The sequence below is a fragment of the Pseudomonas sp. KCJK9016 genome (assembly GCF_046231795.1).
In the GTDB taxonomy this organism is placed as follows: Bacteria; Pseudomonadota; Gammaproteobacteria; order Pseudomonadales; family Pseudomonadaceae; genus Aquipseudomonas; species Aquipseudomonas bananamidigenes.
The window spans coordinates 1-14105 of sequence record NZ_JBJJMM010000047.1; the positions used below are offsets into that span (position 1 = coordinate 1).

The 14105-nt window shown below is 63.5% G+C and carries 12 protein-coding genes; 8 read left to right on the top strand and 4 right to left on the bottom strand.

The features are described from left to right. On the bottom strand, window positions 1-1706 hold a 1706-nt coding region (locus tag ACK6BI_RS27295), incomplete at its 3' end, for an amidohydrolase (RefSeq protein WP_409319561.1). Window positions 1707-1809: 103 nt separating this feature from the next. Here ACK6BI_RS27295 and ACK6BI_RS27300 point away from each other — a divergent pair. The 8 genes from ACK6BI_RS27300 (at window position 1810) to ACK6BI_RS27335 (ending at window position 10566) form a co-directional block, all read left to right on the top strand. Continuing rightward, window positions 1810-2727, top strand: coding sequence for a LysR substrate-binding domain-containing protein (locus ACK6BI_RS27300; RefSeq protein WP_409319562.1), 918 nt, complete (start codon window positions 1810-1812; stop codon window positions 2725-2727). 113 nt (window positions 2728-2840) lie between these two features. Next, entirely contained in the window at window positions 2841-3458 is a 618-nt protein-coding gene (lexA, locus tag ACK6BI_RS27305) for a transcriptional repressor LexA (RefSeq protein WP_409319563.1), read from the top strand. Then, window positions 3458-4075 carry a translesion DNA synthesis-associated protein ImuA gene (imuA, locus tag ACK6BI_RS27310; protein ID WP_409319564.1) on the top strand — a complete coding sequence of 206 codons (618 nt, stop codon included), beginning with the start codon at window positions 3458-3460 and terminating at the stop codon, window positions 4073-4075. Before lexA ends, imuA begins: the two co-directional genes overlap by 1 nt. A 7-nt stretch (window positions 4076-4082) precedes the next feature. Further along, window positions 4083-5498 (top strand): Y-family DNA polymerase, encoded by a 1416-nt coding sequence (locus ACK6BI_RS27315; protein WP_409319565.1) that lies wholly within the window; start codon window positions 4083-4085, stop codon window positions 5496-5498. Further along, window positions 5474-8572 (top strand): error-prone DNA polymerase, encoded by a 3099-nt coding sequence (locus tag ACK6BI_RS27320; RefSeq protein WP_409319566.1) that lies wholly within the window; start codon window positions 5474-5476, stop codon window positions 8570-8572. The genes ACK6BI_RS27315 and ACK6BI_RS27320 overlap by 25 nt, the downstream gene beginning before the upstream one ends. A 253-nt stretch (window positions 8573-8825) precedes the next feature. Next, on the top strand, window positions 8826-9512 hold the full coding sequence (locus ACK6BI_RS27325) for a CsgG/HfaB family protein (protein ID WP_409319583.1): 687 nt from the start codon (window positions 8826-8828) through the stop codon (window positions 9510-9512). A gap of 29 nt (window positions 9513-9541) precedes the next feature. Beyond that, window positions 9542-9910: a DUF4810 domain-containing protein gene (locus ACK6BI_RS27330; RefSeq protein WP_409319567.1), complete on the top strand. Its 369-nt coding sequence runs from the start codon at window positions 9542-9544 to the stop codon at window positions 9908-9910. Beyond that, a complete protein-coding gene (locus ACK6BI_RS27335) occupies window positions 9907-10566 on the top strand; it encodes a DUF799 domain-containing protein (protein WP_409319568.1) in 660 nt (219 codons plus the stop codon). Before ACK6BI_RS27330 ends, ACK6BI_RS27335 begins: the two co-directional genes overlap by 4 nt. 67 nt (window positions 10567-10633) lie before the next feature. On the opposite strand, the gene ACK6BI_RS27340 is transcribed toward ACK6BI_RS27335, so the two are convergent. The 3 genes from ACK6BI_RS27340 to ACK6BI_RS27350 are packed head-to-tail and all read right to left on the bottom strand — an operon-like array spanning window position 10634 to window position 13985. Next, window positions 10634-11293 carry a flavin reductase family protein gene (locus tag ACK6BI_RS27340; protein WP_409319569.1) on the bottom strand — a complete coding sequence of 220 codons (660 nt, stop codon included), beginning with the start codon at window positions 11291-11293 and terminating at the stop codon, window positions 10634-10636. Between the two features lie 11 nt (window positions 11294-11304). Further along, a complete protein-coding gene (locus ACK6BI_RS27345; RefSeq protein ID WP_409319570.1) occupies window positions 11305-12792 on the bottom strand; it encodes an amidohydrolase family protein in 1488 nt (495 codons plus the stop codon). After that, window positions 12789-13985 (bottom strand): amidohydrolase family protein, encoded by a 1197-nt coding sequence (locus ACK6BI_RS27350; protein ID WP_409319571.1) that lies wholly within the window; start codon window positions 13983-13985, stop codon window positions 12789-12791. The genes ACK6BI_RS27345 and ACK6BI_RS27350 overlap by 4 nt, the downstream gene beginning before the upstream one ends. Between the last annotated feature and the right edge of the window lie 120 nt (window positions 13986-14105).

Consider the following 14105-nt stretch of genomic DNA (forward strand, 5'->3'; position numbering starts at 1 on the left):
ACCTTCGTGTCATGCAGGGCTTTGTCGTCGACGCTGAACACATCGCGATCGAGCACGATGAAATCGGCCTGTTTGCCGGGGCTCAGTGAGCCGATCTGTTTTTCCAGACCGATCGTTCGCGCCGCGTTGACGGTATAGGCGTAGAACATAGTTTCGCGGTCCAGGCGTTCGTCGGCGTTGAGCACGCCCAGCGGGCCGGTGCGGGTAATGGCCTGGGCGATGGCGTTGAACGGGTTCGGCGAGGACACCGGCCAGTCGCTGGCGCCGGCAATCGTCGCGCCTTGCTTGAGCAGCGAGTGCGCCGGGTATTGATAACGAAAGGCGAGGGCGCTGACGTAGGGCTTGATCATGTCAGTGGTGTAGTCATCGGCGCTGGCCCACAGCAGTTGCATCGAGGCAATCACGTTCAGCGGCTTGAAGCGGGCGAACTCCTTGGGATTGACCATTTGCAGGTGGGTGATCGAGTGTGTCACGCCGCTCTGCCGGTCCTTGCGCGCCTGGGCAATGCCATTCAGTGATTCGCGCACCGCGCGGTCGCCGATGGCGTGGATGTGCACCAGCCAGCCACGCTGATCGATGGCGCTGACCAGCTCGCCGAAGTGCTGCGGATCGATCAGCAACTCGCCCTGTTTGTGCGAGTTGCTGTAGGGGTCGATCATCGCCGCGCTCTGGGCCGGGTATTCGATCACACCATCGGCGAAAATCTTGATCCCCGGCAGCGTCAGATTGGGAATGCCCTGAAACTGCCGGCGTACCTTGTCGAGGGTGTCGAGATCGGCCGGGATGCTTTTCGGGTTGGCCACCAGCAGCGCGGCGACGTGGGCGGTCATGCCGCCGCTGTCCGACAGGGCCTTGTAGGCTGGCAATACGCCGACGGTTTTTTCGGTGGGCTTGAGCGCGAACACCGGCTCGCCCGGTGCGGCATTGGCGGCGGGATCCATCCACGCGGTGATGCCGAGGCTGTTGTTGAAACGCAACGCCGATTGCGCCGCCTTGAGCATGTCGGTGGAGCTCGGCACCGGCATTTTCGAGGCTACCCGATCCCAACCGGCATCGACCACAAAGCCGTTCGGCTCACCATTGGGGAGCTTGCCGATGGTGTCTTTTTCCGCATCAGGCAGGGTTTTCAGCAGCGCGGCATCGATCCCCGCACGTTTGAGCATGACGTTGTTGGCCCATGCGGTGTGGTGATCGCTGCCGGTAAACACCACCGGCACGTCGGCCCATTCGCCGTGGTTGAAGATCTTGCCCAGCGCTTCAGCTTTGGCCCAGTATGCCGAACTCATGCCGGCCACGCTCAACACATCGGCATGCCGGGCCTTGCCGTCGTCCCGCCAGCCGCGCAGGCGTTTTTCCAGTTCGTCGAGTTCGACCACCTCGTCTTCCATGTTCGCCGAGAGCATTTCCAGTCCGCCGAAAATCGCGTGGGAATGGCTGTCGATCAAGCCGGGCATCATGGCCTTGCCTTGAAGATCGATTACTTGGGTGCCGGGTTCGATCAAGGCTTTGATCTGCGCATCGGTGCCGACTTTCAGCACCTTGCCGTTCTCCACGGCCAGTGCCTGAACCTGCGGTTGAGTGCGGTCGGCGGTGAAAATCTTGCCATTGAGCAGCACCAGATCGGTAGCTGCCATGGCTTCCATCGAGGCAAAACTCACCGCGGCGATCAACAGGTTTTTGCTGAAAAGCGGGATGAATCTTTTCATTGAACATTTCCTTGTTATTGCGTCTGATGGCCAGATTAGTGGCTGCCAACGCCCGACAGAACGCCTCCCTCACGAAAAACGTTTTTGCCTGAATGGAAAAAGCATGGACAAGCTGGGTGCATTGAAAATGTTCGTGGTCACCGCGCAGCTCGGCAGTTTCAGCCGCGCTGCCGAGCAACTGGGCAAGACCCCGTCGGCCCTGACCAAAGCGGTCAATCATCTGGAATCCGAACTCGGCGCGCGGCTGTTCGAGCGCAGCACGCGGCGGATTCTGCTGACGGAAATTGGCCGGCTCTACCTGGAAACTGCCAGGCAGGTGCTGCAACGGCTGGACGAGGCCGGTGAAGAAATCGAGCAGTTGCAGCACGGCCTGCGCGGCAGCCTGAAAATCACGGCACCGCTGGCGTACGGGCGGGCTTTTCTCGATCAGGTGTGTGACGGCTTTTTGCAGCAATACCCACAGATCAGCCTGCAAGTGGATTTGTGCGACGAGTTCGTCAATCTGCTGGAAAGCGGCTACGACCTGGCGCTGCGCGAGGGCCATGACGATTTGCCGGGGCTGATTGCCCGGGTGATCGGCAGCAATCGTCTGGCGCTGTGCGGCAGCCCCGGATACCTGGCGCGCAAGGGCTTGCCGGTCACGCCGCAAACCCTCGATCAACATGAATGGCTGCTGTATCGGCATCCGTTGCTCAGCCGCGATTTCTGGTGGGCCGAGCGCGACGGTCAGCGCCTGAGCCTGGCGCAACCGGCGGCACCGCGGTTGCGCAGCGACAATTACGACCTGCTGCTGGCCAGTGCCCTGGCCGGACGCGGTCTGCTGCATACACCGCTGTGGAGTGCCGCGCCGTACATCGCCGATGGACGACTGGTGCGGGTCATGGCCGATTACGAGATCGATCCGGACAGCTTCGGCCCGCACATACTGGCCGTGTACCCCAGCCATCGGCGGGCGACGGCCAAGGTCGTGGCGTTCATTGATTACATTTCAGAGTTTCTCGCCGAACGCGGTTTGAACTGACGGAGAGATCGTTCCCACGCAGAGCGTGGGAACGATCATCCGTGAGGGGTTCTGGCGGAGCGCGGTTTGAGCTGACTGGCGGTGCTTGTCAGGAAATTCCCACAAGAGTACAAATGTACTCCATGACGACTCTGACTCCCCGCCGTACCGCCATCCTGACCTTCATCCGCGAACGCATCGCCGAACACGGTCAGCCCCCAAGCCTCGCTGAAATCAGCGAGGCTTTTGGTTTTGCCTCCCGCAGCGTGGCGCGCAAGCATGTGCTGGCGCTCACCGAAGCCGGGTTCATCGAGGTCAATCCGCATCAGGCCCGGGGCATTCGTTTGCTCGGGCAGCCGGCGCGGCCGGAGCTGCTCGATGTGCCGGTGCTCGGCCGGGTGGCTGCCGGTGCGCCCATCGGCGCCGATGCCGACATTCACAATCGGTTGATGCTCGACCCGGCGCTGTTCTCCCGCACGCCCGACTACATGCTGCGGGTGCAGGGCGACTCGATGATCGAGGACGGCATTCTCGACGGCGATCTGGTCGGCGTGCGGCGCAATCCCGAAGCGCTCAACGGCCAGATCGTGGTGGCGCGGCTCGACGGCGAGGTCACCATCAAACGCTTCGAGCGGGTCGGCGATGAGGTTCGCCTGTTGCCGCGCAACCCGGCGTACCAGCCGATTGTGGTACGTGACGATCAGGACCTGGCCATCGAAGGCGTGTTCTGCGGTCTGGTGAGGCAAGGCTGATGGGTGCCGTCGTTGCGCTGGATACGCTGTTCAATGGCGGTCAGGTCTGGAAGGGCCGGCCTGCGCCACCGGCCGCCAGCCCGCAACCCACCGGGCACGCGGCGCTGGATGCGGCCTTGCCCAGTGGTGGCTGGCCGGAGGCGGCGCTGAGCGAAATCCTTCTGGCCGGGCCGGGGGTGGGCGAGCTGCAACTGGTGTGGCCGACCCTGGCGCGGTTGTCGGCGGCGGGCGAGCGCATCGTGCTGGTGGCGCCGCCGTTCGTGCCGTACCCGCAGGCCTGGGCCAATGCCGGGGTTGATTTGCGCCAGTTGTCGGTGATCCGGGCCAGCGAGCGCGATGCCTTGTGGGCGGCGGAACAATGCCTGCGTTCGGGCAGTTGCGGCGCGGTGCTGTGCTGGCCGCACAAGGCCGATGACCGTGCCTTGCGCCGTTTGCAGGTGGCGGCGGAAACCGGCCAGACGCTGGCGTTCGCCTGGCGTCCCTTGAGCGAGGCGGTGAATCCGTCGCCAGCCGCGCTGCGCATTGCCATCGATGCGCGTCCGGCGCAGTTGCGTGTACTCAAGTGCCGGGGCGGCCTGGCGCGTACCGCCCCGATTGCCTTTGCCGTGGGGCATTGAGGTCACCATGCGCTGGGTTTGTATTCTGTTCCCGCAATTGGCCCTCGACGCCGTGCTGCGTCAGCGTCCCGATCCCGAGCAACCCCTGGCGCTGCTCAGTGGCCCGGCCCAGCGCCGGGTGCTGCAGGCGGTCAATCCGGCGGCGCGGGCACTGGGTTTGCGTCCGGGGCAGTCGATGACCGCCGCACAGGCCTTGAGCAAAGGCTTTGCCACCGTCGATTACGACATGGCGGAGGTCGGGCACTGGCAGCAGTTTCTCGCCGCCTGGGCCTATCGCTTCAGCGCTCAGGTCAGCGTGCATTACCCGCGCACCGTGGTGTTCGAGATCGAATCGAGCCTCGGGCTGTTCGGTTCCTGGGCGCAGTTCGAGGCACGTTTGCGCACGGAACTGACGGAGCTGGGGTTTCGTCATCGCATCGTCGCCGCGCCCAACCCGGTGGCGGCGCGGATATTGGCCAACGCCTATGACGGATTGGTGGTGCCCGACGGTGAAGCCCTGCGCCATCACCTCGGGCAGTTGCCGGTCGACCGCATCGGGCTGGAGCCGGGCGTGGCCACGGCGTTGTCGCGCATGGGGCTGCGTCACCTCCATCAGGTACAGAGCCTGCCGCGCCAGGCGCTGGCCCGGCGTTTCGAGGCGCCGGTGCTCAAGCATCTGGACACGCTGTTCGGCGCACGACCACTGGCGCTGGCGTTCTACCTGCCGCCGGATCGCTTCGATGTGCGCATCGAGCTCAATTTCGACGTGCAGTCCCATCAGGCGCTGCTGTTTCCGTTGCGTCGCCTGACCGCCGATCTGTCGGCGTTCCTGTGCGGGCGCGACAGTGGCGTGCAACGCTTCGATCTGCACCTGGAACATGCGGGGCTGCCGGACACGCTGATCAAGGTCGGCCTGCTCAGCGTCGAGCGCGACCCGGCGATGCTCTTCGAGCTGGCCCGTGGCCGGCTGGAGCAGGTGCAGGTCGAGGCCCCGGTGCGCGGTTTTCGCCTGCGTGCCGAGGACTTGCCGAGTTTCGTGCCGCAGTTTCAGGAGCTGTTCGACGAGCGTCCGCAGCAGACCTTGCCCTGGGAGCAATTGCGCGAACGCCTGCGGGCACGGCTGGGGGATGACGCGGTGCAGGGCCTGCGCTTCCAGGCCGATCATCGCCCTGAGTGCGCGTGGCAGAACGCCGATGACAAACAGCGTTGCCCTGCGTTGCCGGGTGTGCAGCGCCCGGGCTGGTTGCTGGGCGAGCCGCAGGCCGTGCCCGAAGGTTCGGCGCGCATCCTCATGGGGCCGGAACGCATCGAGTCCGGCTGGTGGGACGGCGACGACGTGCGCCGCGACTATTACCTGATCCAGAACCGTGCCGGCCAGCAAGGCTGGGCGTACCGGGCGGTGGGTGAGGGCGGCCCGTTGTGGCTGCAGGGCTGGTTCGCGTGAATCAGGGTTATGCCGAGCTGCATTGCCTGTCGAACTTCAGCTTCCAGCGCGGCGCGTCCAGTGCGCTGGAGCTGTTTCAGCGTGCAAAAAAGCACGGCTATCAGGCGCTGGCGATCACCGATGAATGCACGCTTGCCGGAATCGTCCGGGCCTGGCAGGCAGCGAAGTCGGTTGAGTTGCCACTGATCATCGGCAGCGAGTTCCGCCTCGAGAACGGCCCGAAACTGGTGTTGCTGGCAGAGAACATCGAAGGTTATCAGGCACTGTGCGGCTTGATCACCCAAGCCCGACGGCGCACGCAGAAAGGCCAGTATCAAGTGCTGCGCGAGGATTTCAGCGAGCCGTTGCCGGGGTTGCTGGTGCTGTGGGTGCCGGATACGGTCGATGACGTGGAAGAAGGCCGCTGGCTGAAACAGACCTTCGGCGAATCTTTATGGCTGGCGGTGCAGTTGCATCGCGGGCAGAACGATCAGCAACGGCTGGCGGCACTGCTGAGTCTGGCGGACGAGCTGCAAGTGCCAGCGGTGGCCAGTGGCGATGTGCACATGCACGCCCGTGGTCGGCGGGCCTTGCAGGACACCATGACCGCGATCCGCCATCACGTCCCGGTGGCCGAGGCCGGGTTGCGTCTGCACCCCAACGGCGAGCGGCATTTGCGCAGCCTTGATGTGTTGCGCGAGTTGTATCCGCAGACCTTGCTGGACGAATCGGTGAAACTGGCCCGGCGCTGCACCTTCGATTTGAGCCAATTGCGTTATCAGTATCCGAAAGAGCTGGTGCCCGATGGACACTCGGGTCGTTCCTGGCTGCGACAGTTGACTAAACAGGGCATTGCCTGGCGCTGGAAAAACGGCGCGCCCTTCAAGGTGCTGAGGCAGATCAACAAGGAACTGAAGCTGATCGCCGAACTCGGCTACGAAAGCTACTTCCTCACCGTGTACGACGTGGTGCGCTTCGCTCGTGAGCAGAAGATCCTCTGCCAGGGGCGGGGCTCGGCGGCCAACTCGGCGGTGTGTTTTGCCCTGGGCATCACCGAGATCGATCCGGATCGCACCACGCTGCTGTTCGAGCGGTTCATGTCGAAGGAGCGCAACGAGCCGCCGGACATCGACGTGGATTTCGAGCACGAGCGCCGGGAAGAGGTCCTGCAATATGTATTTCGTCGTTATGGCCGCCGTCGTGCGGCGCTGACGGCGGTGGTCAGCACCTATCACGCGACCGGCGCGATCCGCGATGTGGCCAAGGCCCTCGGATTGCCGCCTGACCAGATCAATGCACTGGCCGATTGCTGCGGCCACTGGAGCGATGAAACACCGCCCGTGGAACGCCTGCGTGAAAACGGCTTCGATCCGGACAGCCCGATCCTGCACCGGGTGCTGAGCCTGACCGGGCAACTGATCGGTTTTCCCCGGCATCTGTCGCAGCATCCAGGCGGTTTCGTGATTTCCGAGCAACCGCTGGACACCCTGGTGCCGGTGGAAAACGCCGCCATGGCCGACCGCACCATCATCCAGTGGGACAAGGACGACCTCGACGCCGTCGGGCTGCTCAAGGTGGATATCCTCGCCCTCGGCATGCTCAGCGCGATTCGTCGCTGTTTCGATCTGCTGCGCCGTCATCGTCATCAGGATCTGAGCCTGGCGACCATCCCGGCTGACGATCGCCCGACCTACGACATGATCAGCCGCGCCGACACCATCGGCGTGTTCCAGATCGAATCCCGGGCGCAGATGTCGATGCTGCCGCGTCTGCGCCCGCAAGACTTCTACGACCTGGTGATCGAAGTGGCCATTGTCCGGCCCGGGCCGATCCAGGGCGGGATGGTGCATCCGTACTTGCGGCGGCGGAACAAGGAAGAAGAGGAAACCTATCCGTCGCCGGAACTGAAGGCGGTGCTCAAACGCACCCTCGGTGTGCCGCTGTTTCAGGAGCAGGTGATGCAGATCGCCATCGTCGCCGCCGACTACAGCCCCGGCGAGGCCGACCAGTTGCGCCGTTCCATGGCCGCTTGGAAACGCCACGGCGGGCTGGAACCGCACAAAGAGCGGCTGGCGGCCGGCATGAAGAAAAACGGCTACAGCCCGGAATTTGCCGCGCAGATTTTCGAGCAGATCAAGGGCTTTGGCAGTTACGGTTTTCCCGAGTCCCACGCCGCCAGTTTTGCCTTGCTGACCTATGCCAGTTGCTGGCTCAAGTGCCACGAACCGGCGGCGTTCGCCTGTGCGCTGATCAACAGCTGGCCGATGGGTTTCTACAGTCCGGATCAGATTCTTCAGGACGCTCGCCGGCATCATTTGCAGATCCGCCCGGTGGACGTGCGCGCCAGTGACTGGGATTGCAGCCTGGAACCGGTCACCGGCGCCCAACCGGCAATCCGCATGGGCCTGCGCATGATCAAGGGGTTTCGCGAGGACGATGCACGTAGCATTGAGAGCGCTCGGGCGAGGGGCGCGTTTGCCGATGTCGCCGATCTGGGCGAACGGGCCGGGCTCGACAGTCGGGCCCAGGCATTGCTGGCGGATGCCGGTGCGTTGCGCGGCCTGGCCGGGCATCGCCATCGGGCGCGCTGGGAAGTGGCGGGCGTGCAGAAACAGCTCGGGTTGTTTGCCGGGGTGCCGAGTCAGGAAGAGCCGCAGGTGGTGCTGCCAACGCCGAGTGTCAGCGAAGACCTGTTCACCGATTACGCCACGCTCGGCACCACGCTGGGGCCGCATCCGCTGACGTTGTTGCGCGATGAGTTGCGGGCACGGCGCTGTCGCAGTTCCCGGGAATTGCTGGAGGTCGGGCATGGCCGACCGGTCAGCGTGGCAGGGTTGGTGACCGGCCGTCAGCGCCCGGCCACCGCCAGCGGTGTGACCTTCGTGACCCTGGAGGACGAGTTCGGCAACGTCAACGTGGTGGTCTGGCGCGATCTGGCCGAGCGTCAACGCCAGGTGCTGGTGGGCTCGCAGCTGCTCAAGGTCGATGGCCGCTGGGAGCGGGAAGGCGAAGTGCGGCATCTGATCGCCGGGCGCTTGAGTGATCTGACCCCGCTGCTCAACGGCATCCGCGTACAGAGCCGCGACTTCCACTGACACCTGCAAGAATGTGGGAGCGAGCCTGCTCGCGAATGCGTCGGTTCAGCCAACATCAATATTGAATGTCAACCCGTTATCGCGAGCAGGCTCGCTCCCACCGGGTTTCATGTCTGACGTTTAGCCAATTCACTGGCGTCAAAAAAACCTGTCCTCGCTGATGGCACTTTGGCATAATGCCGCCCCTTTCCCGATCCCCCACGACTTCGCCGTGCCGGGACACATCGATTTTCAGAAGGAATGCACAGTGAGAATGATCTCCCGGATGTTGGTCTCGGGCATTGCGATTGCCGTCCTCGGCACCCTGGCCGGTTCGCTCGCCGGTTGCGCCACCGAAAGCTCCCGCGCATTGCCGGTGGCCAAGGTGGAAAGCGCCACCCAGGTCTGGACCGGCGCCCGTATCCCGATGGCCGTGGGCAAGTTCGACAACCGTTCGAGCTACATGCGCGGAATCTTCTCCGACGGCGTCGACCGTCTCGGTGGTCAGGCCAAGACCATCCTGATCACCCACTTGCAGCAGACCAACCGCTTCTCTGTGCTCGATCGCGACAACATGGGCGAAATCCAGCAGGAGGCGGCGATCAAGGGCCAGGCCCAGCGTCTGAAAGGTGCCGATTATGTGGTGACCGGTGACGTTACCGAGTTCGGTCGCAAAGAGACCGGCGATCACCAGCTGTTCGGCATTCTCGGTCGCGGCAAGACCCAGGTCGCCTACGCCAAGGTCAACCTGAACATCGTCAACATCAGCACCTCCGAAGTGGTGTATTCGACCCAGGGAGCCGGCGAATACGCCTTGTCCAACCGCGAAATCATCGGCTTCGGCGGCACCGCTGCCTACGACTCCACCCTCAACGGCAAAGTCCTCGATCTGGCCATGCGCGAGGCGATCAATCGCCTGGTCGATGGCATGAACGCCGGTGCCTGGAAACCGGGCAACTGATAGACGCCCATCGCAAGGAGCAACACACCATGAATCTGTCCCTGTCCCGGCCGCTGATGGCCCTGACACTGACTGCCAGCGCATTGCTGGCCGGTTGCAGCAGCCCGCAGACCCTGTATCAGTGGGAAGGCTACCAGCCACAAGTCTACGAATACTTCAAAAGCGAAACGCCGAAAGAGGCTCAGGCCGAAGCGCTGGAAGCCGATCTGCAAAAGATCCGCGCCAGTGGCAAGCCTGTTCCGCCGGGTTACCACGCGCACCTTGGTCTGCTGTACCTGAGCATGGGCAAGGATGATCAGATGGTGCAGCAATTGCGCACCGAGAAGACCCTGTTCCCCGAGTCCGGCACCTATATGGACTTTCTGCTCAAGAACGCCAAGACCGGAGATGCGCAATGATCTCGCGTGCCTTGAAAGGGCTGGCCGCAGGCCTGGCACTGACCGTTCTGGGTGGCTGCGTTGCACCTAAAACCGTGGACTACTCGGCGTACAAGCAAGCGCGGCCGAAATCCATTCTGGTGCTGCCGCCGCTGAACACCTCGCCGGACGTCAAGGCGTCCTACAGCCTGTTGTCGCAAGTGACGTTCCCGCTGGCCGAGGCCGGTTATTACGTGCTGCCGATCACCCTGGTCGACGAGACGTTCCGCCAGAACGGCCTGACCACGCCGGATGACATTCATCAGGCACCGGTCAACAAGCTGCAGGAAATCTTTGGTGCCGACGCGGCGCTGTATATCACCGTCAGCGAGTACGGCACGCGCTACATGGTCCTCAGCAGCGAAACCGCAGTGACGGCCAGCGCCAGACTGGTGGACCTGAAAACCGGCACCACCCTGTGGACCGGTGCGGCCCGGGCGTCCAGCGAGGAGGGCGGCAACAACAGTGGCGGCGGCCTGATCGGCGCGCTGATCACCGCTGCGGTGAAACAGATCGTCAACAGTTCCACCGATGCCGGTTACCCGATTGCCGGTGTGGCCAGTAATCGACTGCTGTCGGCCGGACATCCGGCGGGCCTGCTGTACGGGCCACGATCGCCGAAGTACGGCACTGACTGAGCAAATGATATAGGTCCTGTGGGAGCAAGCTCGCTCCCACAGGGGGGCAATGTGTTCATCCGCCGTTTTATTTGACGGGCCAGAACCGCTCGCCACCCCCCGGCGCCTCCGTCCACGCTTGCAACGAGCGGGTCGGCAAATCGAAGTAATCCCGGGTCCGCGCATAACCATGGCCACCCATGCGGCCGATCGCATCCAGCCCCAATTGATCGATGTACAGGGTTTTCGGGTCGATCAATTCGTCGCGCACATGCGCCATCAACACCTCGCCGAAAATGATCTCCCGCGACTGACCGATGTTCAGTGCCATCATCCGCCGACATTCCAGCGCCACCGGAGCTTCGCCGATTCGCGGACAGTTGACCGAAGCGCCGGGGATTGCCGTCAGGCCGGCAGCGGTCAGTTCATCGAAGCCCGGCGCGAACGGCACGGCACAGACGTTCATGGCTTCGACCAGCGCATCGTTGACGATGTTGACGGTGAACTCCTGATTCATCTGGATATTGCGCGTGGTGTCCTTGGGGCTCTGGTCGCCGTAGTTCTCGACACCGAGCGCGAGAATGGGCGGATCCGCCGACAGCGCGTTGAAGAAGCTGAACGGCGCTGCATTGACCCGGCCTTCGCCATCGATGGTGGTGACCAGAGCGATCGGGCGCGGCACCACGCTGCCGATCAGTATTTTGTATTTTTCCCGTGGGCTCAGTTGGCTGAAATCGAAGCTGTGCATGGCAGTGTTCTCTAAAGAAGTGGATCAATGGCGCTCAACGGCGTTTCGGCGCTGTAGTCATCGGCAAAGGGAATGGCCGGCTGGAACAGGGTTTTCCAGTCCGGTCGACCAAAGGCCCGGTCGCTGTGGCTGCGCATCAGTTTTTCGTATTGGCGTTGGGCCTGGCGTTGCAGGGCCGGGTAGTCGACACCGTTGACCTGACCGTCGTGCATCACGCAGCGACCGTCGATGTAACTGGCGATGCAGTCGTCGCCGCGCCCGGCCAGCAGCAGGTTTTTCAGTGGGTCGAACAGTGGGCCCAGGTGCAGGCCGCGCAGGTTGAACACGGTGATATCGGCTTTGGCGCCGGGGGCGAGACGCCCGAGGTCGTCACGGCCCAGGGCCCTGGCACCGCCGAGGGTGGCGGCGTTGTACAGGTCGAGGCTGCTGGTCAACGATGGCCCGCCCTCCATCAACCGGGCGATGTTCAAACCGTGGCGCATGTTCTCCAGCAAGTCCGCCGGCCAGGTGTCGGTGCCGAGGGCGAAATTGATGCCTTTGGCGCGATAGTGACCGAATGAATTCAGCGCCTCGCCGTCACGGGCAAACACCAGCGGGCAGTGCACCAGACTCGCGCCGCCGTCGCTGACCCGTTGCAAATCGTCATCGCCCGAGGTGTAGATGCCGTGGGGTAGCAGGCTGCGCGGGGTGAGCAGGTCGAGTTGCTGCAACCAGCCTAGCGGTGAGGTGCCGCGCAGCTGTTCGACCATCGCCACTTCACCGGGCGCCTGACAGCAGTGCAGACGCATCGGTGCGTTCAGTTCACGGCTCAATGCGGACGTCCGTTGCAGCAGCGCCGGGGTGCAGGTCTGGATGCGATCCGGCAACAGCGCGCCACGAATCAGACCACCATGGGCGCCATCGAAATCCTTGAAAAAACGCTCGGCCGAATCCAGCCCGGCCAGCCCCCGAGACTCGTCCCAGTGGTGGGCGAGGGTGCCGTCGGCGCGCCAGTAACTCATGCCGCTCATATAGCAGGGGCCGAGGTATGTGCGCAGTCCCAGTTCGCCCGCCACGTCGGCGACGGCGGCGAACTCGTCGCAGGTCTCCGCCCATTCGCGGTAGTACATCGAGGTGATCGGCATCGCCGTGGTGATGCCGTTGCGGATCAATTGGGTGAAGGCGTAGCGGTATTTGAAGACTTCTTCTTCCGGGCTGAACGATTCACGCGGGCCGGCCGCCAGATACTCCGCCGACCACATGCGGCCCATGGCGCGTTCGTCACCGTTGTCCAGAGTCAGCACCGTGGAGTCGAGATCGCCGAGGGCGTCGAGGTCAATGAAACCGGGGCCGATCAGCGCGTTGCCGTAGTCGATCCACTGATCCACCGGCCCTTCGTAACCGCGCCCGACAAACTCGATGCACGAACCGGCAAACACCACTTCGCCGTCGCGCCACAGCACATGTTGCGTGCCGTCGAAACCGACCACGCAACCGGCCTTCAGGCCGATCCGTTTCACAGGCGGCTGCCCAGCAAACGACCACCGCTGGCGATCAGTTCACCGCCGCGATAGACCTGGCGCACCGGCCGGGCGACCACCGCTTCGCCAAGGGTTTCGACGGGCATCAGTAGAAAGTCCGCAGGTCGTCCGATGTCGAAGCCATATTCCTTGATCCCTAACGCGCAGGCCCCATTGACCGTCGCCGCCTCGAACGCCGCCGCCAGTTCTTCATCCTTGCCCAGGTCAAAACGGAATGCGAGCAGCATCGCTCGTTCGAGCATGTCGCCGTTGCCCATCGGTGACCACGCATCGCGGATGCCGTCGGAACCAAGGCAAACGTTGACGCCGGTCTCACGCAACGCCAGAAACGGCGGTACCGCGCAGTCGGCCGGTGCCGAACTCATCAGCGAAATACCCAGCGCCGCGAGGCGTTCGGCAACCGGCTTGACCTGACTCCACGGCAGCATGCCGAGGCAATAGGCGTGGCTGATCATTACCCGGTTTTGCAGGTTGAAACGCTCGGTGTAATCGGCGATCCGCGCGATTTGCCACAGGCCCAGTTCACCTTTGTCGTGCAAGTGAATGTCGACACCGCGCTGAAATTCGCTGGCCAGGTTGAACACGAAATCCAGTTGCGCAATCGGGTCGTTGTCGATGCCGCAAGGGTCGAGCCCGCCGACGTTTTCCACGCCCAGGGCCATGGCTTCGCGCATCAGTTCGGCGGTGCCGGGGCGACTGATCAGGCCGGTTTGCGGAAACACCACCAGTTGCAGGTCGATCAGGTCGTTATAGCGCTCGCGCAGTTGCTGCATGGCTTCGACGTGACGCAGGCCGAACTCCGGGTCGATGTCGACGTGGCAGCGCATCGTCAGCGAACCCCGGGCGATGCAGTTTTCCAGCAGCGCGCCGGCGCGTTCGGCAATCGGCGCTTTCACTTCACGCAGGACGCGGCGCTCGTTGCTGATGTAGTCCTTGAGCGTCGGGCCGGCGCTGTTCGGGCGCCAGGGTTGGCCATACAAGGTTTTGTCGAGGTGGACGTGGCTTTCCACCAGCGGGGCGGTGAGCAGCTGGTTCTGGCCGTCGATGTCGGTGGCGGCCAGCGGCGCATTGGAGGCCGGGCGGCGTTGGCTGAACCGGCCGTTGTCGATCAGCAGGTCTTCGGCAGGGGCGCCGTAGGGGCGGATGTTTCTGAGCCAGCGGGGGTGGGACATACAAACCTCATTCAGGTCTTTGATTTCGTGTTGCATTGGCTGGCCTCATCGCGAGCAGGCTCGCTCCCACATTGAAATGCGTTCCATGTGGGAGCGAGCCTGCTCGCGAAGGCCGCGACG

Coding starts and splice junctions, on each gene's coding strand:
- ACK6BI_RS27300 (WP_409319562.1), top strand. CDS start 1,810: ATGGACAAGCTGGGTGCATTGAAAATGTTCGTGGTCACCGCGCAGCTC.
- lexA (WP_409319563.1), top strand. CDS start 2,841: ATGTACTCCATGACGACTCTGACTCCCCGCCGTACCGCCATCCTGACC.
- imuA (WP_409319564.1), top strand. CDS start 3,458: ATGGGTGCCGTCGTTGCGCTGGATACGCTGTTCAATGGCGGTCAGGTC.
- ACK6BI_RS27315 (WP_409319565.1), top strand. CDS start 4,083: ATGCGCTGGGTTTGTATTCTGTTCCCGCAATTGGCCCTCGACGCCGTG.
- ACK6BI_RS27325 (WP_409319583.1), top strand. CDS start 8,826: ATGATCTCCCGGATGTTGGTCTCGGGCATTGCGATTGCCGTCCTCGGC.
- ACK6BI_RS27330 (WP_409319567.1), top strand. CDS start 9,542: ATGAATCTGTCCCTGTCCCGGCCGCTGATGGCCCTGACACTGACTGCC.
- ACK6BI_RS27335 (WP_409319568.1), top strand. CDS start 9,907: ATGATCTCGCGTGCCTTGAAAGGGCTGGCCGCAGGCCTGGCACTGACC.
- ACK6BI_RS27340 (WP_409319569.1), bottom strand. CDS start 11,293: ATGCACAGCTTCGATTTCAGCCAACTGAGCCCACGGGAAAAATACAAA.
- ACK6BI_RS27350 (WP_409319571.1), bottom strand. CDS start 13,985: ATGTCCCACCCCCGCTGGCTCAGAAACATCCGCCCCTACGGCGCCCCT.